Below are 20,722 nucleotides of genomic sequence, written 5' to 3' on the forward strand. Positions count from 1 at the left end.
TCCAGACTGGATTATTTTTTTTGAAATCGCTTGCAATTACCGCTGTCCAGAATAGACTCGAGTTCCAGAACAGCGACGGGCGCGCCGTCCCTCCAAGGCTGCGCGTCGGCTTCCCGCTGCTTCACCTGGCCCCTTTTGCGAACTCCCACCACGCCCGGATCCATCATGATGCTCAAGCTCCCGCTCTCTGTTTGCCTTGCTGCCGCACTGTTCGGCGCAACCTGTGCAGCCAACGCCGAATCCGCCGGCAGCTTGCGTTTCGGCATCGAGGCCGCGTATCCGCCGTTCGAGAGCAAGTCGCCGACCGGGCAATTGCAGGGCTTCGACGTGGACGTCGGCAACGCCGTCTGCGCCAAGCTGCGCGTGAAATGCGTGTGGGTGGAAAATTCGTTCGACGGCCTGATTCCCGCGTTGCAGGCGCGCAAGTTCGACGTCATCAACTCGGCGATGAACATCACGGCCAAGCGCAAGCAAAGCATCGACTTCACCCCGCCGATCTACGTCGTGCCGATCGTGATGGTGGTCAAGCGCGGCTCGCCGCTGCTGCCCGACGCGAAGAGCCTGCAAGGCAAGCGCGTCGGCGTGTTGCAGGGGTCGTCGCAGGAAGACTTCCTCAAGCAGCACTGGGCGAATGCGGGGGTCTCCGTCGTGTCGTATCAGGATCAGGATCAGGTGTATGCCGATCTCACGGCGGGGCGCCTCGACGCCGCGGTGCAGGAAGCGCAGACGGTTCAGGAAGGCTTTCTGGACAAACCTGCCGGCCGCGACTATGTGATCGTCGGCGAGCCGTTGAAAGATCCGGCGACCCTCGGCGAAGGCACCGGCTTCGGGCTGCGTAAAGGCGACAAAGCGCTGGGCGCGAAGATCGACACCGCGCTCGACGAGCTGAAAAAGGACGGCACGCTGAGCAAGCTGTCGATCAAATACTTCAAGCGCGACATCATCGCCAGGTAAGCGAGTCCCCGACTTCCGGACCGCGAGCAGCAGGTCCATCACGCGCGAACCGGTGTGCGAGGCAGAGCCAGTCTATGGATTTCGACGTAATCGTTTTGGGTGCCGGCATTGTCGGCGTGTCGTCCGCGCTGCATTTGCAGGATCGCGGACGACGCGTCGCGCTGGTCGATCGGCGCGGGCCCGGCGAGGAAACCAGTTTCGGCAACGCCGGCCTGATCGAGAGTTCGTCGATCGTGCCGTACGGCTTTCCGCGCCGGCTCGGCACGCTGCTGCGCTATGCGCGCAATCAATCGACCGACCTCTACTGGGATTACCGCGCATTGCCCGCGTTCGCCGGATGGCTGGGGCGCTTCTGGTGGGAATCGTCCCCCAAGCGCCTCGCAATGGCCGCGCGCGACATGTTGCCGTTGATCCGGCAAAGCGTCGCTGAACACGATGTGCTGATCGCGCGCGCCGGCCTGGAACGCCTCTCGCACGACGGCGGCTGGATCGAGGCATATCGCACGCGCAGTGAGTTGGACGAGCAAGCGGCGGCGGCGCAAGCGGCGGTACGCGATTACGGCCTGCGCGTCACGCCTTTGGACGCGACGGCGTTGCGCGCGAAAGAACCCGGTATCGGCGCGGGCTTTTGCGGCGCATTGCACTGGCACGACCCGAAGAGCATTTCGGACCCCGGCGCGTTGACGAAGGGCTATGCAGGCCTGTTCGAAGAGAACGGCGGCGCCGTGCTGACCGGAGACGCCGCCACGCTGCGCGCGCAAGGCGACGTGTGGACCGTACAGACGAGCGCCGGAGCAATCAGCGCGAAGGAAGTGGTGGTGGCGCTCGGGCCGTGGTCCGATACGGTGTTCGAGCCGCTCGGCTATCGCATTCCGCTGCGTGCGAAGCGGGGCTATCACATGCACTATCGGCCAACCGGGGCGGTCCTCTCCGTGCCGGTGGTCGACACGGAAAAAGGCTACGTGGTCGCGCCGATGCAAGCCGGCTTGCGGCTGACCACCGGCGTCGAGATGGCGAACCGTGATGCCGCGCCCTCTCCGGTTCAACTCGAGCGCGCTGAACGCATCGCCAAAGCGCTATTCGGCCTGGGCGAGCGGCTCGACGAGACGCCGTGGCTCGGGCGGCGTCCGTGTACGCCCGACATGCGGCCCGTCATCGGACGGGCGCCCCGCCATCGCGGGCTCTGGTTCGCGTTCGGGCACAACCATCACGGCTTGACGCTCGGCCCGGTCACCGGACGTTTGCTGGCGGAAATGATGACGGGTGCTGAGCCGTTCATCGATATGCGTCCGTTTCGTCCCGAGCGATTCCGATAAGTGGACGGTTGTCGATGGAGCGGCGGCTGCTTTGGGCTCCATCCACTCGACGCTGTCGCGGAAAAAACCATTGATTCCATTCCCATCACGCCGTTCCCGTTTTCCTGAACGGTGACAACCCGATCCATGTACCTGGACAGATGACCGTCCGCAGTCAACACACGCAACGGTTCCGACACAGCTTGCGGCACAGGAAGCCGGTCGAACGGATCGCGGTGAATATCCGGTAGATCGCGAACCATCGCTGCGTGCACTGCCAGCACGGGCCCGCGGGCATTTGTACCTGCCACGCACGACTGTTTGTCCACAGCGGGTATTCGAGTTTCTGGCCAATGCGCCTAGATTTCATACCCATCGGAGCCCGTGGCCCGATCAGCATCTGATCCCAAACAGTACATCTGGAGATTCAATCATGAGCACATCATCCAAGGTTGTGGTTGTTACCGGCGCATCGCAAGGCATTGGCGCGGAACTGGTCACCGCATTTCGCAAGCTCGACTATCGCGTCGTCGCCACTGCGCGGTCGATCAAACCGTCGGACGATGCCAACCTCGTGACCGTGGCCGGCGATATCGCCGACCCGGCCACCGCGCAACGCGTGATCGCCGCAGCCCTCGAACGCTTCGGCCGCATCGACACGCTGGTGAACAACGCCGGCATCTTCGTCGCCAAGCCCTTTACCGGCTATACCCCGCAAGACTATGCAGCCATCACTGGGGTGAACCTCTCGGGCTTCTTCCACATTACCCAGTTGGCCATCGCCGAGATGGAAAAGAATGCGAGCGGTCACGTGGTCAGCATCACAACCAGTCTTACCGATCACGCCATTAATGGCGTACCGTCGGTACTGGCTTCGCTGACCAAGGGCGGTCTGAACGCGGCCACGAAGTCCCTCGCAATCGAATACGCGCACAAGGGTATTCGCGCCAATGCCGTTTCACCGGGCGTCATCAAATCGCCAATGCACCCGAAAGAAACGCACGCGGCGCTCGACTCACTGCATCCCATCGGTCACATGGGTGAAATGAGCGATGTGGTCGGCGCTGTGCTGTATCTGGATGGCGCGCCGTTCGTCACCGGCGAAATCCTGCACGTCGACGGCGGCCAAAGCGCCGGCCACTAATCGGAGCGGGGCGCTGCAACCTGGCGCCCCGCAAGTCAACTCAGCTATAGGGAGGTTCGCATGCCCATCGTCACCATTCAGGTAACCCGCGAAGGCAGCAAGCCCGGCAACCACAGCGTCACTGCCGACGAAAAAGCCGCGCTCATCAAAGGCGCGAGTCAGCTGCTGCTCGATGTGCTGAACAAGCCGCTCGAAGCGACGTTTGTCGTCATTCAGGAAGTGGACACGGAGAACTGGGGCTGGGGCGGATTGCCGGTCGAGGCGTATCGCACACAGCGCAGCCTGAAGGCAGATTAGCCGTCACACTGGCGGGATGGTCCCTGTTCGAACGACGAGGGGCGCAATCTCGGGAAAGCTGACTGTGTTGCTTGCGCCCTCGTCACTACGATGGCCGCTAGTCGGTGACCCGCTGCAGTTGCCCAATACTCTCTTTCAGTTCGCGCTCCAGCTCGGCAACCAGCTCGGCCGCTGGCAGCGATCTCGCCAGCGCGGCCGCCTGTCCCGCCCACTGCGCGCCATAGCCGAACTCGCCCGTGGCTTTTGCGGCAGCATGAAGCGCCTTGCCCGCATCGTATGCAATCGGATAAGCCGGCGGTTTCGGCGCGCGGGGGTCGCTGCCGAGTGCAGTGAAGCGGTTCACCATGCTTCGTGCAATCCGCCCGGAAATTGCGGCGGTAAACGTGGTCCGGCGAGCCGAGTCCGCGAGAATCGCTCGACGATACCCGTCATCGATCGACGTCTCCGGGCACGCAACGAAAGCAGTGCCGAGCTGTGCCGCCTGAGCACCCAACGCAAGGGCCGCCGCGATCCCGGCGCCGTCCATGATGCCGCCCGCAGCGATCACCGGCAGATCGAATTCGCTGACTAGCAGACGCGTCAGCGCAAACACGCCCAAACCGTCATCGACGGCATCCGGATCGAAGACGCCGCGATGCCCGCCGGCCTCGATACCTTGCGCGACGATCGCATCGACTCCCGCCGCTACAACCTGCGCAGCTTCATCGAGGTTGGTTACGCTCGCGAGCAACGTGATGCCCGCGTTCTTCAGTTGGGCGATCACATCGGCGCCAGGCAAACCAAAATGGAAGCTCACGATCGCCGGCTTTTCCTCGATAAAGACCTGCAGCATTGCGGCGTCCACCACGAAGCTCGTGTAGATCTCCGACAGTGATGCGGGCGGCGTGGCGCCGTATTCTTCGAAATACGGCGCAAGCCATGTCAGCCATTGGCGCTCGACAAGCTCGTCCGCTTGAGCCGGTCGATGGCAAAAAACGTTGATGTTGAACGGTTTAGCCGTTAGCGCGCGCGTCTGTCCGATGACCTTGCGCGCGCCTTCGGCGTTCATCGCGCCGACGCCAAGCGAGCCGAGGCCGCCCGCGTTCGAGACGGCCGCAGCCAACGCCGGCGTGCTGACGCCGGCCATCGGCGCCTGCACGATCGGCTTCTCGATACCCAGTATTTGCAGCAAACCACGATTGTCCTTCTGGCTGATCATGTCTATCCCCTGTCGATGCTCACTAGACTATAGTCGTGAGTTGGTGTGCGCAGCACGCGATTGCACACAGGGGCAAGCGCGCTGCAAACAACGCGATCAGACAGGACATCAGAAAAAACATGCAGCGTCAATTTGAGGACGTGCTCCTCGGCAGTATCGAACTGTTTTGTCTCGCCGCCGAACTCGAGAGTTTCACGCTCGCCGCGACCGCCGCGAGCGTTACGCCGGCTGCGGTCAGCCGCTCGGTCGCGCGTCTGGAGACGCGCCTGGGCGTACGCCTGTTCGTGCGGACAACGCGACAGATCCGGCTCACGGATGCGGGACGACGCTACTTCGAACAATGCCGGCAAGCGCTCAACCAGCTTGCGGACGCCGAGCGTGAAGCAACGGGACAGCAGAGCGCGCCGGCCGGCGTGTTGCGCATCAGCATGCCGACGCCGTATGGCCACTACCGGGTGCTGCCGCTACTCGCGCAGTTTCGTGCCCGCTACCCGGGCGTGACCGTCGAAGCACACCTGAGCAATCGCAACATCGACTTCGCGGAAGAAGGCTTCGACCTGGCCATTCGCGGACGTGCGCCCGGCGATTCGGGCCTGATCGCGCGAAAGATCGAGGATGCCGAACTGGTGGTGGTCGCGTCGCCCGCCTATCTGCGCGGAGCGGCCACATTGAAGACGCCCGACGACCTGGTCCATCACGACTGCATCCAGTACGCGTTGCCGAGCAACGGCCGCAACTTGCCGTGGCTGTTCAAGGAGAATGGCGAGGAAGCGCAGGTGATGACGCGCGGCGGTTGCGCGGCTTCGGGCGACGTGCTCTCCGGTGTGACCCTGGCGCGCCACGGCGCGGGGATTTTCCAGACGTACCGCTTTATCGTCGACAAAGACATTGCGGACGGCACACTTAAAGAATTGCTGAAACCCTATGGCGGTTGTTCACGGCCCTTCGTGCTGCTGTATCCGCATGCCCGGCATCTCTCGTCGCGCGTACGCAGCTTTGTGGACTTTTTGATGGAAAAACTTGGGTCGTAGTGCCATGGCGTGGCGGGCGAGAAGCTCGCGCGGCCAACGCGCGCCGCGCCACGGGTTGCCCTGATGCAGCGGCAAAAGGGTCCGGGGTCCGGTAGTCGCATCGGCACGCTGTCCGCAGAGCGCCGTGGCGAGGTCTGTTGGCTCGACGGCGATTTCGGCTATTCGGTGTCGGCCGGAATGGATCGCAAGGAGTAGTTGCCGCTCTCGCGCATGATGTCTGTGTGCAGTTGACGGCGGCGGCGCCACTGTGAAGCGCAGACGCTAATCTGTTCGCCGTTCCAGCAGCTAGACGTCGAGAAATCCGCGGCTTATCAGGCTGTCGTAGATTTGTTCCACCGCTGTCTCGGGTGAAACGCGCGTCGTATCGACGCGGATATCAGGATTCTGCGGCACTTCATAAGGTGAATCGATACCGGTGAAGTTCTTCAGTTCACCGCGGCGCGCCTTCCTGTAAAGCCCCTTCGGATCTCGCTGCTCGGCCACTTCAAGCGGTGTATCGACGAATACCTCGATAAACTCGCCCGGTTCCATCAGCTCGCGTGCCGCGGACCGCTCGGCGTGAAACGGCGAGATGAACGCTGTGATCACGATCAAACCTGCATCAGCCATCAGCTTCGCTACTTCAGCCACGCGCCGGATATTCTCGACGCGTTCTTCGGCCGTGAAGCCAAGGTCCCTGTTCAAGCCATGCCGCAGGTTGTCGCCATCGAGCAGATACGTGCGTTTACCCATTGCATACAGGCGCTTTTCCAGCAGGTTCGCGATCGTGGACTTGCCCGCTCCGGACAGACCCGTCAGCCACACGACCCCGCTTTGATGCCCATTGAGCACACGCCGCGCTCCCTTGCTGACATCCAGCGCCTGCCAGAGAACATTTGACTCGCGGCGCGGCGCGAATCGCACCAGCCCCATCGCCACGGTATTGTTGGTCAGCCGGTCTATCAGGATAAAGCCACCCGTGTCGCGGTTTTGCGCGTAGGGATCGAAGGCAATGGTACGGTCCAGTTCCAATTCGGCCACGCCGATCTCATTGACGCCAAGCGTGTCGCTCGCCACGTGTTCCAGCGTATTGATGTTGACCTTGTACTTGAGCGTCAGCAAAGTGGCGATGACCGTCTTGGCACCGATTTTCAACAGGTAGTTACGTCGGCGCAGCATCGGCGGGTCGCTCATCCACACGACAGTCGCTTCGATACGATCAGTGGTCCGCGCAGGCTCTTGCGCAGCGCAGATCACGTCGCCACGTGAAAATATCCACTTCATCCGCCAGCGTCAGCGTCACGGACTCGTTAGCCATCGCCTCTTCGAGTTCCCCGTCGGCGGTGACAATACCTACGACTGTGCTTTGGCGGCCGGCCGGCTGCACGCTGACACGATCACCCACTCGCACCGTACCGGCCGCGATAGTTCCGGCGAACCCGCGAAAGTCAGGATTCGGCCGGTTCACCCATTGCACAGGCAAGCGAAATGGCTGCTTTCGAAGATGTTCTTCGTCGACCTCCACCGTCTCGAGGTGATGCATCAGCGTCGGGCCGGCATACCATGCAGTCTTCGCGCTCTTTTCAACAATGTTGTCCCCGTTCACACCCGAAATCGGAATTGCCATCACATCCTGGATTCCAATTGTTGTGGCGAACTCGCCATACTCGCGCACGATCGCGTCGAAAGCTTCCTGCGAGTAGTCCACCAGATCCATCTTGTTGATCGCAAGCACAAGTTTTCGGATGCCGATTAGCGAGACGAGATAACTGTGCCGTCGCGTTTGCACCAGCACCCCCTTGCGCGCATCGATGAGGATGATCGCGAGGTCCGCTGTTGAAGCACCCGTGATCATGTTGCGAGTGTACTGTTCATGGCCGGGCGTATCGGCGACAATGAACTTTCGCCGGTCGGTAGAGAAAAAGCGATATGCGACGTCGATCGTAATGCCTTGCTCGCGTTCAGCCGCGAGACCGTCGAGCAGCAGTGCATAGTCGATCTCACCGCCACGGGTACCCACCTTCCTGGAATCCGCTTTGAGTGCCGCAAGCTGGTCATCGAACAGCACTTTCGACTCGTATAGCAGTCTTCCGATCAGTGTGCTCTTGCCATCGTCGACACTGCCACACGTGATGAACCGCAAGAGGCTCTTGGCCTCGTGTTGCTTCAGGTATCGATCGATATCGGTGGCGATAAGGTCGCCGACGTGTGCCATCAGAAATACCCCTCCTGCTTTTTCTTCTCCATGGAGGCAGCGCCGTCGTGGTCGATCATGCGACCATGGCGCTCTGATGTCGTGGTCAGCAGCATATCCTGAATGATCCGAGGCAGCGTCGTTGCTTCGGATTCCACCGCACCTGTGAGCGGCTAGCATCCGAGCGTGCCGAAACGCACCATCTTCTCCGTCGGCTCCTCGCCAGGCTTGAGCGGCATGCGCTCGTCATCAACCATGATCAGGATACCGTCGCGATCTACCACCTGACGTTTCGCCGCGAAGTACAAAGGTACGATCGGAATGTTCTCGCGATGAATGTACTGCCATATGTCGAGCTCGGTCCAATTCGAAATCGGGAACACCCGAATCGACTCGCCCTTGTTCTTGCGTGCGTTATACAAGCGCCAAAGCTCCGGCCGCTGGTTTTTCGGGTCCCAGTGGTGAGTCGCGGTACGAAACGAGAAGATCCGTTCCTTGGCGCGCGATTTCTCCTCATCGCGACGCGCACCGCCAAACGCTGCGTCGAAGCCGTACTTGTCGAGCGCCTGCTTTAGCCCCTGAGTTTTCCACATATCCGTGTGGACCTGTGACCCGTGATCGAACGGGTTGATGCGCAGCTTGCACGCTTCGGGGTTATGATGCACGAGCAGTTCCATGCCCATCTCGCCTGCCATACGGTCGCGCATCACGTACATGTCACGGAACTTCCACGTAGTGTCCACGTGCAACAACGGGAAAGGCGGCGGTGCCGGATAGAAAGCCTTCCTCGCGAGGTGCAGCATGCAGGCGCTGTCCTTGCCGATTGAATACAGCATTACGGGCCGCTCCGTCTGCGCGACCACCTCGCGCATGATGTGAATGCTTTCCGCCTCGAGCCGCTGCAGGTGGGTTAAGTTACACATAATGGATCTTTCAAAGGCGTGCGGCTTCTTCATTTCGATGCTGGTCACTAGTTACCCTAGTGAGTCAGCTGCATTCAGAACGGTACGGAACAGGCAAATGTCATCGAATGGATCTGCGAAGCTCAGTGCCTTCCATCCCGATGACGCAGCAAATCGGTATAAAGCTGAACAGCTATCTTGCTGGACGACGCTAACGCTGGGCATCCTGGACCCAGTTACCTGCGCGGCCACAGCGACAAAAATGAACCGCGTACCCGGAGCGGCCTGTTTTAGAGCGGTTCGGAGCAGCTCGAAGTCCCGCGACGTCGACTCGTCTTCTCGCCGAATGAGGAGAAACAGCGTTTTATCGCCGGCCCGCAGCGAGGTACGTAGCCGTTCGACGCAACGTGTCAAATAGGCATAATCTTCGGGTTCGTGAACGTCGTGATGATTGAATACGAAGTTGACGCCGTACTGCTTTCGATAAAACTCGTGCTGAACGCGATTGACCGCAACACCGTCTCGACGTTCTTCTATCGGCACGGGCAGGTAGTACTGCGGGTCCAGGAACGTCTCAAAGTCGTCATCGATTGCATGCGCTATCATTGCGGGGCTCGAAAACGTCCAGTCAAATGCCGAAGAGAATTTCTTTAAATGAAATCTCTTCATGAATGCGCTGGTATAACAATGCGTGCCCAGGCTGACGATATGATCGAGATCATTCGTGAACCGGCCCAGTGTGTCGGGAAATAAGACGAGCGATTTATTTTTAGCCTCATCGCTGCCCAAAAACATCTTCAATGTTTGCTCGACCGCCGTTTTGCCGTCACGTTGCGCGAGCAATTCCATGTGCTCCATGTGGTGCCGCAACCCTTCCGGCTCCGGGTCCCGTCCCAGCAACACGCGGTAGAAAGCAGTGATTATCTGTTCTTTCCAGTTATTAGCGGCCATTGGGACGGAATTTTCAGGAGAGCGTACAAGTGAAGTGGCAGCCTCAATCGCTTTATAAGACTTTTGGGGAGGGCCGGCCTGGCTGATCGGCTGGGTTGATGTGGCCTGCTGCGAGGCGATGCTCCGTCTGGGCTGCATGATAAATTCGTTATAGAAGGCAAACGCCGAGTCGACATCCGGAAATTCACGCAGCGTATTGTTTTCCAGTACGCAAGCTCGTGAACAGTGATCGCGAATCATATGCGGGTCATGGGAGACCATCAGCATGGCGCGATCGCGGCGACGCTCGAATAACTCTTCGTGGCACTTTGCCTGGAAGCGCGCGTCGCCAACCGCAATGACTTCATCGATGAGAAAGCAGTCGAACTCGATCGCCATCGACATCGCGAACGCCAGTCGCGCACGCATCCCGTTCGAATAGTTTCTGACAGGTTCGCGCAGATGGGATCCTAGCTCCGTAAATTCTTCAACGAACGGAAGCGCATCGTCGTAAGCCGTGTCGTATATGCGGCAAATGAAGCGGAGGTTGTCCAACCCGGTGAGGCTACTCTGAAACCCTCCGGAAAACGCGAGCGGCCAGGAAACTGTCATGTTTCTGACTATCTCGCCTGAACTTGGGTACTCGGAACCACCTATCAAGCGAACGAGCGTCGATTTACCCGAGCCGTTTCGCCCCAGAATGCCCACATGTTCCGATCGATCGATTGTTAGATCGACCTTGTCCAGAATCAGGCTCCGCCCCGATCGCGTAGGGTAGAACTTGCTCACCTGGTGCAGACCGAGCATCAATACTCTACCTTCGACGATATGTCGCGAACGACGACCAACCCAAGCCACGTGAGAATGGTGCAAATGACCACCACGTAGCTCACGTCATAGTACGCTTTGATAGAAGTACCGAAGTATCCGAATCGGAAGAGTTCCACGCAATGAGGGACCGGAAAGAACATGACGATATCCCGGGCCTGTTTCGGCAGCCAGCTCGCCATCATGAATGCGCCGGAGACGGGTAGTTGGAAATAGGCGATCGGGTGCCATAGCCGTTCGACCAGCTCACTGTATTCGCACAGACCTCCAATCAAGAGCCCCATCGCGGCCGAGTACCAGGCAAGCAGCCCCCAGCCGGCCGCCATCGTCAGGATGTCCGCTGGAGGCGCAATCAGTCCCGTTGCCACAAAGCCGAACATCAGAACGATCATTGACAGCGTGATCCCGGCGATCTCGAGGACAATGCGCGCGAAAAAAATATCGATTACCTGCACGTTCCGGTGAAAAAGCAGACTGGCATTAGGTTCCACGGCCAGGACGCAGCGGCTGATCGTATTTCGCCAGACGAGAACGGTCGAATAGCTGGTAATCGCGAAAGCCATTATGTTGGTTCCATGCGCCGATCCGCCTTCGCGCAGAATCGACCACAGTGCCATGACGCCTACCGTGAATAGCATTGGCTCGCCGAACAGCCACGCGAAACCAATGTTATGCCGCCCATAACGCGTGATGATCTCGCGCATGATCAACGCAAAGACCACCCGAGCCTGAATTGTCGCCGAGCGACCGAGTGGTGACGAGCGCTTCATTGACATCGGTTCAATCCCGGTGCTCCTGCACGCTTGCAAGCAGCAAGCTGACTGACGCCCATGCGACCAGTGCGATGACGAACACGGTCGCGATTCCACGCAACCGCTTCGGTTCTGTCGCCACGTCCGGGGTATTCGGCTCGACTAGCCTTTCCAGATAAAGCTGCTTATGTTCCGCTTCCGCGCGTGCGCTTTCCAGTGTCGCGAGAGCCGATGCCAGTTGCTTGTCCGCAAACTGGGAATCAAGCTGTAACCGTGCATAGTCAGCTGCCTTCTGCGAGAGTGAGTTACGGCCTCCCGCCACACCTTGAGTAGCAGCCCGGATTTGTCGCTGCAGTTCTTCAATGCTGGTCTTCAGCACTGGAATCTGCGGGTTCTGAGGCGAGATCGACAGAAGCTGCATCAACTGCGTTTGAGCAGAAAACATCTGGGATTGCAGGCTCGTCACCTGCTGCAGTTGGAGCGCCGACTGCTTCTCCGGGTCGAACACTACAGACGAGTTTCGGTACGCAGCCAGCGCAGCGGCCGCATCCTTCGCCTTTCCCGCCGCAACATCCACTTCGCGCTGTGCAAACTGTATTTGGTCGGCTGCTGCGCGTCGGTTCATGCGATTGATCAACTGCTCGCTCAACTCAAGCAGCCTTTTGTTGATTTGTGCCGCATCCTGCGCCGTGTAAGCTCGAACCTGAAGCGTTGTGATTGACGACGTGGAATCCAGATCCGCCGATACGATGTTTTTCACATAGTACTTCCACAACCCTTCGAAACTGTCGTCGAGCGTCGCGTGAAACCGGCCGACAATGTCGCCTTGTGTCGAGTATGCATCCCGAAGGTAGTTGCCTTCGTTCAGCGCCTTGAGCGCGTCACGAGATTCGATGTAGTCGATAACAGGATAGGTATCGTCTTGTGCGCGAATAAAGCCGGTTCCCTGCAGCAGGGCACCGACCACGCTCATTTGAGGCTGCTGCTGTGCACTCCGCACAACAAAGCGCGACTCCGACACATAAACACCCGACGCGATCATGCCGTAATAGACGATCGCGATAGCTGTCGGCAAGAGCACAGTGAGGACGAACAGCCGATTCATTCCTCTCATGAGCTCGATCAGGTGGTTCAGCTTTTCTGTCTGCGGCAGCGCAATTTTTTTTGATCCGTTTTCCAACTATTTCCCGACTACTTGATTAGCTATTTAGCGAACATGGTTGCCTCACGGCAACATTGGGCGAAACGGCAGGAACGATGGCACGTTATATAGCGAATCGCCCCCGACCATATTCGAACACCAGCCTGATCATGGGCAGGCAACTCACATATGCAAGTCCAGTTAACTGGATTTCTTTCATCCAAATTATAGCGATCAGACCTGGTGAGGAGCCCAAAATTCCCAGCGGATGTTCAGATTTGACAATGGTTCATGATTCGATCTAGAGGTTCTCCAACTCGTGGGCGTGGCTGTGCATTCCTTCACTGCTCTCTAAAGGACCTGCATGTATTGATGCTCCTGTATATTCAGTCGGAATGCGAAATCGTTCGAATGACAGATGCCAAACGCACAAAATCCGACGCCAATAGATCGGCGGTCCCGATTGTCTGTATACTCGGCCAAATGGGTCATCGCTCTGTGATCAAACACTAGGACGACGTGTCCCATCGACGCAACCTGTTCCGCAAGCCACGTGCGCCGTACTGGGAAGCGAACGAACCTGGTCTCGTGCGGTGCCAAGTCGACAACGCCGATAGTGTGATGTGCAAGCCGGATCCTGACTTCGGTCGACATGGGGCCACAACAAAGCTTCAAATAGACCAATAGTTCGTCCTGAGCCGGCTCGCTGTCAGGCAAAAGCTTGAACGCCAGTTTCGCACTTTTGCTCCGGGCCCAAGCGCCCCACGTCTCGACAGCATGCCATGTCAAATCATGGCGCATCGTATCCGCGATCGCACGTTCGATACCGCTCGTCGTAGAGGCCCGCGTGCGGAAATCGTAAAGCACGCCTGGCTTCACTTCCGCCATGACATCGCGTTGCGACTCATGAGAATTTGCCGAGAAATGGCCTGTGACGCCATCTATCAGGTCGTGCAATACCTCTTCCCATCGGCGAGTCGCAAAGTCTGTCGCGATCTCAGCTTCGCGTCGCTCACGGTACGCCTTGTCGAACAGCAGCTTTTCCAAACCCGCAACAAGTTCCGGAACCGAAGCATTGTCATAGTAGTCGGCGAACCGCGACCCCGCCTCGGGCAGCGATGAATTGTTTGCAGTAAGACACGCCTTGCCAAAGCTCAGGCTTTCCGTGACAGGCAACCCCCATCCTTCGTAGAAGCTTGCATACACAGTAAATAAACAGCGTTTGTAGAGCGACGCAAGATCGTCATCAGAAATCCCGGACAGCAATACCACTTTGTTCGCAAGCGTCGCGTCCGCTTCGAGAAGCGCGTTCGCCTGATCGAATAGCCAGCCACGCTTGCCAACGCAAACCAGCGTTGGTACGGCGTCGACGCCGTGCTTGGCGATCAGTTTTTTCCATGCCTGAAAGACGCCCACGTGATTCTTGCGGGACTCGAGTGTACCAACGAAAAGTACGTAGTTATCCTGTTCAAGACCATTATCGAGAAAGACATGATCATCTTCCCGAACTAGCTTGTTCCGTGCGAATTCGGCGTCGAGTCGCACCACGACCGGGTCAAAGGAAAGCGGCGATTCTTGCTTGGCATAGGTAAGCACATCGTTGCGCGTGCTACTGGAATTGACTGCAATAAAGTCCGCTTGTAACGTGACGAGGTTGATCCATGCTCTAAACTCTTCAACGAGGCCTTTCGAGCAGTGCTCGGGAGTCAGCAGTGGAATCAGGTCATGTATGAACGGAACATAGCGCAACCCGAATTTCAGCTTTGCTTGACGAACAAAGGCGCCGTAATCTCTTATCCACCAGGATGTGCCAATATTCACCAGAATCGAATCTTTCGGAAATCGAATCGAAGGGCTCTTCTCGAGCTGACTGGTTAGCTGACTTAAAGCAGTTATCCATGTCGGATCGTCGATATCGCCCGGAAGCGACGAAAGATCGCAAATTCTTCTAAACGCAATTGGATCGATTTCCGCCCAGAAGTTCGTGCCTTCCAGAAACGCGCACGCACGCAGCGGAACGTCAGATGCTGTCTCCTGTGCAGCCTTGAATAGCTCGATCTGGACACGCTGGATGCCCGTAGGAAAGCGATTATGGCGGAAATACTGCACAAGATCACTGTAGTCGAAATAAATCTGGGGCTTGCGTGACAGCGCGATCGCACTTTCCGGTTCATCATCGCTCTGATTTTTCTCGATGCATTCCAACGCAATCGGGTCACGCGAGCCGTACTGTGCCGCTTGCCGGTATCGCTTCAATGCATTTCGGGCGTCGCCGCGGATTGAAAAAAGATGCCCGAGCTGCACGCTCGTATCTGCATTGTGCGGATTCAACTTGATCGCGCGAAGATAGCTTTCTTCCGCCTTGCCAAACATGCCCAATTCTTTTTGTGCATGGCCGAGCTGAACCCAGATACCTTCCGCGTTCGGGTTGATTTGCAGAGCTTCGCTGTAATGGGCAACCGCGTTATCCCATGCGCGTGCATCACGCGCCTCATCACCCAGTTTTCTCTTTTTTTCAAACATCAGTTTTTTTCCGTTTTGGAAAGGCATTAATTTATTTAGCATGTGTTCTCGAACCCGCAAGTTAATCCATCGTTCCATCAGAAGCTGTTCTGATACATTCTGAGCAACCGCCCTCGATAAGCTGCCGGCCCAAACAGCTTGGCCCGCTCAAAGCCTGCGGCCACCAGTGCGCGACGAACGCCCTCGTCCTCGTCAAGGATGCGCAGTCCGGCCGCAATCGACTTAACGTCATAGGGATTCACGCTCAAGCTGGCGTCGCCCACAATTTCCGGCAGTGCTCCCTCTGATGAGCACAGTGTGGGCGTTCCTAATTGCATAGCTTCCAGCGCCGGCAGACCGAACCCTTCGTATAGCGACGGAAACACAACGGCTTTGGCGGAGCGGATCAAACTGAGCAGAAAAGGCCGCGGCGCATAGTCAAAAATCTGAATGCGTTCTTTCAGATCGCGGCGTTGCTTGACGATGCTGTCAAGCAGCTTCATTTCTTCGCCAGACTTCCAGGCCGGCGCGCCAACAATTACAAGACGCGCTTTTACCTGAGTTGAAAGAAAGGCTTCGATCAAACGGCCAACGTTTTTCTTTGGCTCAATTGCACCAAAAAACAGGAAATACTTTTCTGGTTCCAGACCATAGATACCCAGTACCTCGAGCTCGGCCTCGCGTTGGCTTTTACCAGCCACCTCGCGCGTCGTATCGACCGCCTGATAGGTGTTGGTAATGATCGACCCGGAAGTGCCGAACATCTCAGCTATATCGCGCCTGGACCGCTCGGAGACCGTGCAGATGTGATCTCCAGTGGTAACGCAGTGCTTTATCAACCTGTAGTAGTAACGTCTGTTATCCAGTGTCGTATAAGGAAGACGCAGGGGAACAAGGTCGTGAATAGTATAGATGTTGGGGACCCCTGCGACCCTGATCGGCAACGGATAAGTCCAATGCATCACGTCCGGTGGGTTCTGAAAACGTATTTCCAAAAACTTCTTATGTCTCTGGAAATACTGGCGGGAAATTCCGAATAAACTCTCTATGTTGAAGATTGTCGATCTCTGAGGTAGCCTGTCGACAAACCGGCGGGTCTCGACATGACCGCTCAGCTGAACCTCGTCAGCTCGGTATCCAAACGGGCTGGTAAGTGAATGCCTGATCCAGCCACACGTTTGTGCAAACTTGTTCTTAGACGAACTTGCGCCACCAAGATAATCAAAAAAGGAAATTTCGCGCAAAATCGGTGGCAGTCGGCGCGGGATTGGCGCACCATACAGTGTCCATACGTCCCAGCCCATTTCGTCGATGTTATTGGCCAGATTTCGGGCATACGTCGCCACGCCAGTTCCCTGCTGCAGCGCGAGATTATGCCCATCGATTGCAACGATACGTGTCACGTTATCACCGAATTCCTGAACGAGCCGACACCGCCGCATTCGACGATTGCGATGCCTGGCTGGATTCATCCCGTGTTGTCACGCCGTCGTCATTCTGCAATCTCAGCTCATACAAGTCGCAGCGTGCCTGATAGAGCGCCTGCGCTTCGTCAACGATAATCGCATCCAGCTGTGTCAACTTCCTTATCGCATCGCTCCTGATTAAGAAGTCCTCACCAGTCGCGGGTATTCTTTTGAAGAACGGTTCGTTTTCAATCAACGAACTGACCGCGTGATCGTGTCTGGACTTGAGCGCTGGCTTGCGCAATAGCTCAGCAAGCATTTTCGTTGAACGGTCGAAATCCTCCAGCATACCGATGAAGAAGAATTGGTTGAGCCGTGCTCTAGCCGCCAGCCGAAACCTGTCGATCGCATTTGAGATGCCGTCAGCTGCGCTCGACTCGTCAGTCAAAACATCGCGCCAATATGTCCAGCTCCTCTCACCCATGATCGACCAAGCGATGTGATTCCACGTGTCCGGGTTCGGGTTTGACAACACCGCATTCGCGAGGCCATCGAAATCGAACTTATTTGCCAACTCCATGCCTTCATGGAACGATGGATGATCTGGTTCGTGTGCTCGCCAAAACCCGTACAGGGACAACAGTCGCGCCTCAGGATTGCGCAGGAACGTAATCAGCGAAATGTTGGACTTGGGTATGAACGCAATCGAGTCATAGTTGAAGTGGCCGAGGAACAGATCGTACTGTCCCAGCTCACCGGGCGGCCGCCGATACAACGTATCGGCATGCTCGCGATAGACATGCCGATCGTCAAAAACGTCGGTAAACATATTCTGCAGTGACGTGCCGCCGGTTTTCTGGATGTGTATCAATACAATCGCGGGCAAGTCATATGTCGCCCCTGGATGGGGATAATCCAACGGGAAGATCCCCAATCGACGCCGGCATTCCTCCGATTCGAGCACAATTTTGATCAACTGTTCGATTCCATCCAACTCATGCAAATGCTGCCTGTACAGTTCGACAGCCTCATCCTCCGGCGCGCGGCCAAGCAACGCATGGAAGATCGAGTGCACCACGTCGGGCGCGATCTTGATCAAACATTGCTCGCGCGTCATTTCTGCCGCCTGGACGTCAACAACAACGCGTTGCAGCAATTCGGTCACCCAAGGCTCGAGAACTTCAGCAAGGCGCCTCTGCTCTCCCGGGTTGTCAAATATGGCCTTGGTCAATGAACTGATATGACTTTGCATCTTGTTGGGGACGTCGCTATAGATAAAAGTTGATTTGATCGATCTCAAGAGAAACCGCGAACGCACGTGATCCAGAGGATGGTGCGTTGCCCATGCAGCGCTAGCCAGTCGCGGCTAACCACTAAAGAGACGATCATTCACTTCAACCAATTCTCACTTGAACGTCTGCACACCCGTCACAATGGGATACGCGACGGAAAAGAACAGATTCAACACCTTTTGCAGTTCCGTAACCGGAGCATTGGACACGTACAGCAAATCCTTGTCGTCGATCATGAAACTTTGTGCGACGATGAAGGAATTGGGATCGCGCAGATCTATCCGGTATATGACGGGCACCTTGCCGTCCGCTGTGGTACGAACCGGCGTTCTCGGCCAATTGTTCAAGGCATTGGCGTTCTCGAGGCGGAACACAAACACGCCTTGAGCGTCCGAACGCGAATCCTGCAACCCGCCGGCGCGTGCAAGTGCCTGCGCCAGCGTGATGCCCTGACCTTCGAAATCGATCTCCTCGTTTTTTCCGGTAGCTCCAAGCGCGATAAAGCTGTCAGGCTGGAACAAGGCGGTGACTACATCACCGGCATTCAGTGGAACGTTCTGCCGAGGATTCCGGATCACGTGGTCCAGTGGCATTGATGCGACGGTATTTCCACGCGTGATCTGAATCGTCATCTTGCCTATCGGCTGACGGACGCCGCCGGCCGCCGCCAGCGCATCCAGGACTCGCTCGCCGTGCGCCGTCAACGGTAGCCGATTACTGTTGACGACGTCGCCCACTACGGTCACATAGGACGTGGCGTTATGCGACAGCTTCACGAGTACCTGCGGCTCGTGCGCCATGTTCCGGAGTCGCGACGCGATATCCCGTTGCAATTGCGTCGGTGTGCGCCCTGCAGCCTGAACCGCACCAATAAAGGGGACGCTGATATCTCCGTCTCCATCGATCACCTGATCGGGCAGCACGGTCGCGTGCTCATTGCCCGTCGTACCGCTCCCCCCCAGTTGTCCGGCACCGAATAGCGTGGCGGGCGGCGCTTCCCAGATCGACACTTCAAGCGTGTCACCGATGCCCAGCCGCTGCCGGAAGGCCTGACTGTCGCCGAGTGCTTCAGAAAACTCCGCGTGATGCCGTTTGGAATAGAGCGTCCGCGCAATCGTCTCCGTTACGTCGACGATCTGAATTCCGGCCTGATTCGGCGTGGCCGTTACATGCGCGATTTGGGCCCTGCTGGGTCCCGATGTCGGGATGCTCGAGCAGCCGAAGAGCGACGCCAGTCCGCAAACGAGTCCAGCACAAATACAACGGAAAGATAAATTTGGCATTACCTGGTACAAATGCAGCGATCCCGGTCAATCTTTAATTGTCGGCCAGGACGCCATTGAAAAGAATGCGACCAATAAGATCTCACGTGAATGATCTCTCTGAAAATTCAAATGCAAGGCCAATTCGGCAGTTCAGGCGATACTAGGCACGCCGACCCGCATCGTCTGACGCTCGGCCGTAGGTATCCTCGATGCGCACGATATCGTCCTCTCCCAGATAGGTTCCAGACTGAACTTCAATCAATTCGAGCGGAATCTTTCCCGGATTCGTCAAGCGGTGCACTGTGCCAAGCGGAATGTAGGTCGACTGATTTTCGCTCAGCATGATTTGCTGATCGCCGTTCGTAACCAACGCCGTGCCCTTGACCACGATCCAGTGTTCCGCGCGATGATGATGCTTCTGCAGGCTCAATTGAGCGGAGGGATTGACGATAATCCGCTTCACCTGAAATCGGTCGCCTTGATCAATGCCCTCGTATGCGCCCCAGGGACGAACGACACGGCGGTGCGTCGACGGCTCGTGCCGCCCCGCGGCATTCAGTTGCTCGACGATCTTCTTCACATCCTGCGCCTTGTCCCGGCTCGCGACCAACACTGCATCTGCCGTTTCGACGATGACGACGTCCTGCAAACCTACCGCCGCAACCATACGGTGCTCCGCGCGAATGTACGAGTTCGAAACAGCATCGATAAACACATCGCCGAGAATCGCGTTACCGGCCGGATCGGCTGCGGAAAGCGCGGCGACGGAGTCCCACGAGCCGATGTCGTTCCAGCCGAGCTCGCCCGCCGCCACGACGACCGCGCGGTCGGTTTTCTCCATCACCGCATAATCGATCGATACGTTGCGGCAACCGGCGAACGCGGCCGCATCGAGACGCACGAAATCGCTGTCGCGCGTAGCGCAATGCAAAGCCGTATCGACCAGGCGGGCCGTATCCGGTTCATGCCGGACAAGTTCTTCAACATACGTCGACGCCTTCATCATGAACATGCCACTGTTCCAGTAGTAGCCACCATCACGGAGGAAAACGTTGGCCCTCTGGGTATCCGGCTTTTCGACGAACGCGTCCACACGATAAGTATCGCCGCTGCTGCCGAGCCGCGCGCCGCGACGGATGTAGCCGTATCCGGTATGCGCTTCGGTCGGTTCGATCCCGAACGTCGCCATGTAGCCGTCTTTCGCAATCTGCGCGGCTTCGTTGACCTTCGCCGCGAACGCCGTCTCTTCTGCAATCACGTGATCCGACGGAACGATGAGCAGCAGCGCATCCGGCGATTCGCGCAGCGCAAGCAACGCGGCTGCTGCGACAGCCGGCGCGGTATTACGGCCCACGGGCTCCAGGACGATCGACGACGGCTTCACGTCGACTTCCCTGAGTTGCTCGGCAACCAGGAATCGTTGTTCGTTGTTAGCGATGACCAACGGGGCCGTCGCCCCGTCGAGCGCGCGTAGCCGAAGCGCAGTTTGCTGAAGCAAGGTGTGCTGCCCTGTCAACTTCAGATACTGCTTCGGATATCCGCCTCGCGACAGCGGCCACAGGCGGGTGCCGCTTCCGCCACACAGAATTACTGGATAGATATGCATCACGTA

14 protein-coding genes and 3 pseudogenes are annotated in these 20,722 nt (G+C 57.7%); 5 read left to right on the forward strand and 12 right to left on the reverse strand.

Features of this window, described 5'->3' with window-relative positions:
• The first annotated feature begins 165 nt into the window (after positions 1-165).
• From ABQJ48_RS20520 to ABQJ48_RS20540, 4 genes are all read left to right on the forward strand, one after another.
• Positions 166-954, forward strand: a complete 789-nt coding sequence (locus ABQJ48_RS20520; protein WP_367839831.1) for an ABC transporter substrate-binding protein — start codon at positions 166-168, stop codon at positions 952-954.
• A gap of 74 nt (positions 955-1,028) precedes the next feature.
• Positions 1,029-2,270, forward strand: coding sequence for an NAD(P)/FAD-dependent oxidoreductase (locus tag ABQJ48_RS20525; protein ID WP_367839832.1), 1,242 nt, complete (start codon positions 1,029-1,031; stop codon positions 2,268-2,270).
• A 412-nt stretch (positions 2,271-2,682) separates the two neighbouring features.
• Positions 2,683-3,393 (forward strand): SDR family NAD(P)-dependent oxidoreductase, encoded by a 711-nt coding sequence (locus ABQJ48_RS20535; RefSeq protein ID WP_367839833.1) that lies wholly within the window; start codon positions 2,683-2,685, stop codon positions 3,391-3,393.
• A 60-nt stretch (positions 3,394-3,453) separates the two neighbouring features.
• The gene (locus ABQJ48_RS20540; protein ID WP_367839834.1) at positions 3,454-3,690 is read left to right on the forward strand and encodes a tautomerase family protein; all 237 of its coding nucleotides are present in this window, start codon (positions 3,454-3,456) and stop codon (positions 3,688-3,690) included.
• Positions 3,691-3,787: 97 nt separating this feature from the next.
• Here the strand turns inward: ABQJ48_RS20540 and ABQJ48_RS20545 are convergent, their stop codons facing one another.
• Positions 3,788-4,888, reverse strand: a complete 1,101-nt coding sequence (locus tag ABQJ48_RS20545; protein WP_367839835.1) for an NAD(P)H-dependent flavin oxidoreductase — start codon at positions 4,886-4,888, stop codon at positions 3,788-3,790.
• Positions 4,889-5,007: 119 nt separating this feature from the next.
• On the opposite strand from ABQJ48_RS20545, the gene ABQJ48_RS20550 reads away from it, so the two are divergent.
• A complete protein-coding gene (locus ABQJ48_RS20550) occupies positions 5,008-5,919 on the forward strand; it encodes a LysR family transcriptional regulator (protein ID WP_367839836.1) in 912 nt (303 codons plus the stop codon).
• Between the two features lie 285 nt (positions 5,920-6,204).
• Here ABQJ48_RS20550 and cysN read toward each other — a convergent pair.
• The 11 genes and pseudogenes from cysN to ABQJ48_RS20605 all read right to left on the reverse strand — a co-directional run bounded on the left by cysN (position 6,205) and on the right by ABQJ48_RS20605 (position 20,716).
• Positions 6,205-8,113, reverse strand: a pseudogene (gene cysN / locus ABQJ48_RS20555) (sulfate adenylyltransferase subunit CysN).
• Positions 8,113-9,015: pseudogene (gene cysD, locus ABQJ48_RS20560) on the reverse strand (sulfate adenylyltransferase subunit CysD). The pseudogenes cysN and cysD overlap by 1 nt, the downstream one beginning before the upstream one ends.
• Before the next feature lie 51 nt (positions 9,016-9,066).
• Positions 9,067-10,083, reverse strand: coding sequence for a DUF1796 family putative cysteine peptidase (locus tag ABQJ48_RS20565; RefSeq protein ID WP_367839926.1), 1,017 nt, complete (start codon positions 10,081-10,083; stop codon positions 9,067-9,069).
• 6 nt (positions 10,084-10,089) lie between these two features.
• A pseudogene (locus ABQJ48_RS20570) lies at positions 10,090-10,731 on the reverse strand (ABC transporter ATP-binding protein); the annotation flags it as partial.
• Complete coding sequence (locus ABQJ48_RS20575; RefSeq protein ID WP_367839837.1) at positions 10,731-11,522, reverse strand: ABC transporter permease; 792 nt, start codon at positions 11,520-11,522, stop codon at positions 10,731-10,733. The gene ABQJ48_RS20575 and the pseudogene ABQJ48_RS20570, both read right to left, overlap by 1 nt.
• A gap of 10 nt (positions 11,523-11,532) precedes the next feature.
• Complete coding sequence (locus ABQJ48_RS20580; protein ID WP_473094162.1) at positions 11,533-12,684, reverse strand: KpsE/RkpR family capsule polysaccharide export protein; 1,152 nt, start codon at positions 12,682-12,684, stop codon at positions 11,533-11,535.
• Between the two features lie 312 nt (positions 12,685-12,996).
• A complete protein-coding gene (locus ABQJ48_RS20585) occupies positions 12,997-15,210 on the reverse strand; it encodes a glycosyltransferase (RefSeq protein ID WP_367839838.1) in 2,214 nt (737 codons plus the stop codon).
• 35 nt (positions 15,211-15,245) lie between these two features.
• Positions 15,246-16,550 carry a glycosyltransferase family 4 protein gene (locus ABQJ48_RS20590; protein ID WP_367839839.1) on the reverse strand — a complete coding sequence of 435 codons (1,305 nt, stop codon included), beginning with the start codon at positions 16,548-16,550 and terminating at the stop codon, positions 15,246-15,248.
• A gap of 4 nt (positions 16,551-16,554) precedes the next feature.
• On the reverse strand, positions 16,555-17,718 hold the full coding sequence (locus ABQJ48_RS20595) for a sulfotransferase family 2 domain-containing protein (RefSeq protein WP_367839840.1): 1,164 nt from the start codon (positions 17,716-17,718) through the stop codon (positions 16,555-16,557).
• 240 nt (positions 17,719-17,958) lie between these two features.
• Positions 17,959-19,128 (reverse strand): polysaccharide biosynthesis/export family protein, encoded by a 1,170-nt coding sequence (locus ABQJ48_RS20600; protein WP_367839928.1) that lies wholly within the window; start codon positions 19,126-19,128, stop codon positions 17,959-17,961.
• 142 nt (positions 19,129-19,270) lie between these two features.
• Complete coding sequence (locus ABQJ48_RS20605; RefSeq protein ID WP_367839841.1) at positions 19,271-20,716, reverse strand: mannose-1-phosphate guanylyltransferase/mannose-6-phosphate isomerase; 1,446 nt, start codon at positions 20,714-20,716, stop codon at positions 19,271-19,273.
• Positions 20,717-20,722 lie beyond the last annotated feature (6 nt).

Source organism: Paraburkholderia suaedae (assembly GCF_040812055.1).
GTDB lineage: Bacteria > Pseudomonadota > Gammaproteobacteria > Burkholderiales > Burkholderiaceae > Paraburkholderia.

Excerpts from the sequence above, each read along its gene's own strand:
- ABQJ48_RS20520 (WP_367839831.1), top strand. The coding sequence starts at position 166 with ATGATGCTCAAGCTCCCGCTCTCTGTTTGCCTTGCTGCCGCACTGTTC.
- ABQJ48_RS20525 (WP_367839832.1), top strand. The coding sequence starts at position 1,029 with ATGGATTTCGACGTAATCGTTTTGGGTGCCGGCATTGTCGGCGTGTCG.
- ABQJ48_RS20535 (WP_367839833.1), top strand. The coding sequence starts at position 2,683 with ATGAGCACATCATCCAAGGTTGTGGTTGTTACCGGCGCATCGCAAGGC.
- ABQJ48_RS20540 (WP_367839834.1), top strand. The coding sequence starts at position 3,454 with ATGCCCATCGTCACCATTCAGGTAACCCGCGAAGGCAGCAAGCCCGGC.
- ABQJ48_RS20545 (WP_367839835.1), bottom strand. The coding sequence starts at position 4,888 with ATGATCAGCCAGAAGGACAATCGTGGTTTGCTGCAAATACTGGGTATC.
- ABQJ48_RS20550 (WP_367839836.1), top strand. The coding sequence starts at position 5,008 with ATGCAGCGTCAATTTGAGGACGTGCTCCTCGGCAGTATCGAACTGTTT.
- ABQJ48_RS20565 (WP_367839926.1), bottom strand. The coding sequence starts at position 10,083 with ATGCAGCCCAGACGGAGCATCGCCTCGCAGCAGGCCACATCAACCCAG.
- ABQJ48_RS20575 (WP_367839837.1), bottom strand. The coding sequence starts at position 11,522 with ATGAAGCGCTCGTCACCACTCGGTCGCTCGGCGACAATTCAGGCTCGG.
- ABQJ48_RS20585 (WP_367839838.1), bottom strand. The coding sequence starts at position 15,210 with ATGCTAAATAAATTAATGCCTTTCCAAAACGGAAAAAAACTGATGTTT.
- ABQJ48_RS20600 (WP_367839928.1), bottom strand. The coding sequence starts at position 19,128 with ATGCCAAATTTATCTTTCCGTTGTATTTGTGCTGGACTCGTTTGCGGA.
- ABQJ48_RS20605 (WP_367839841.1), bottom strand. The coding sequence starts at position 20,716 with ATGCATATCTATCCAGTAATTCTGTGTGGCGGAAGCGGCACCCGCCTG.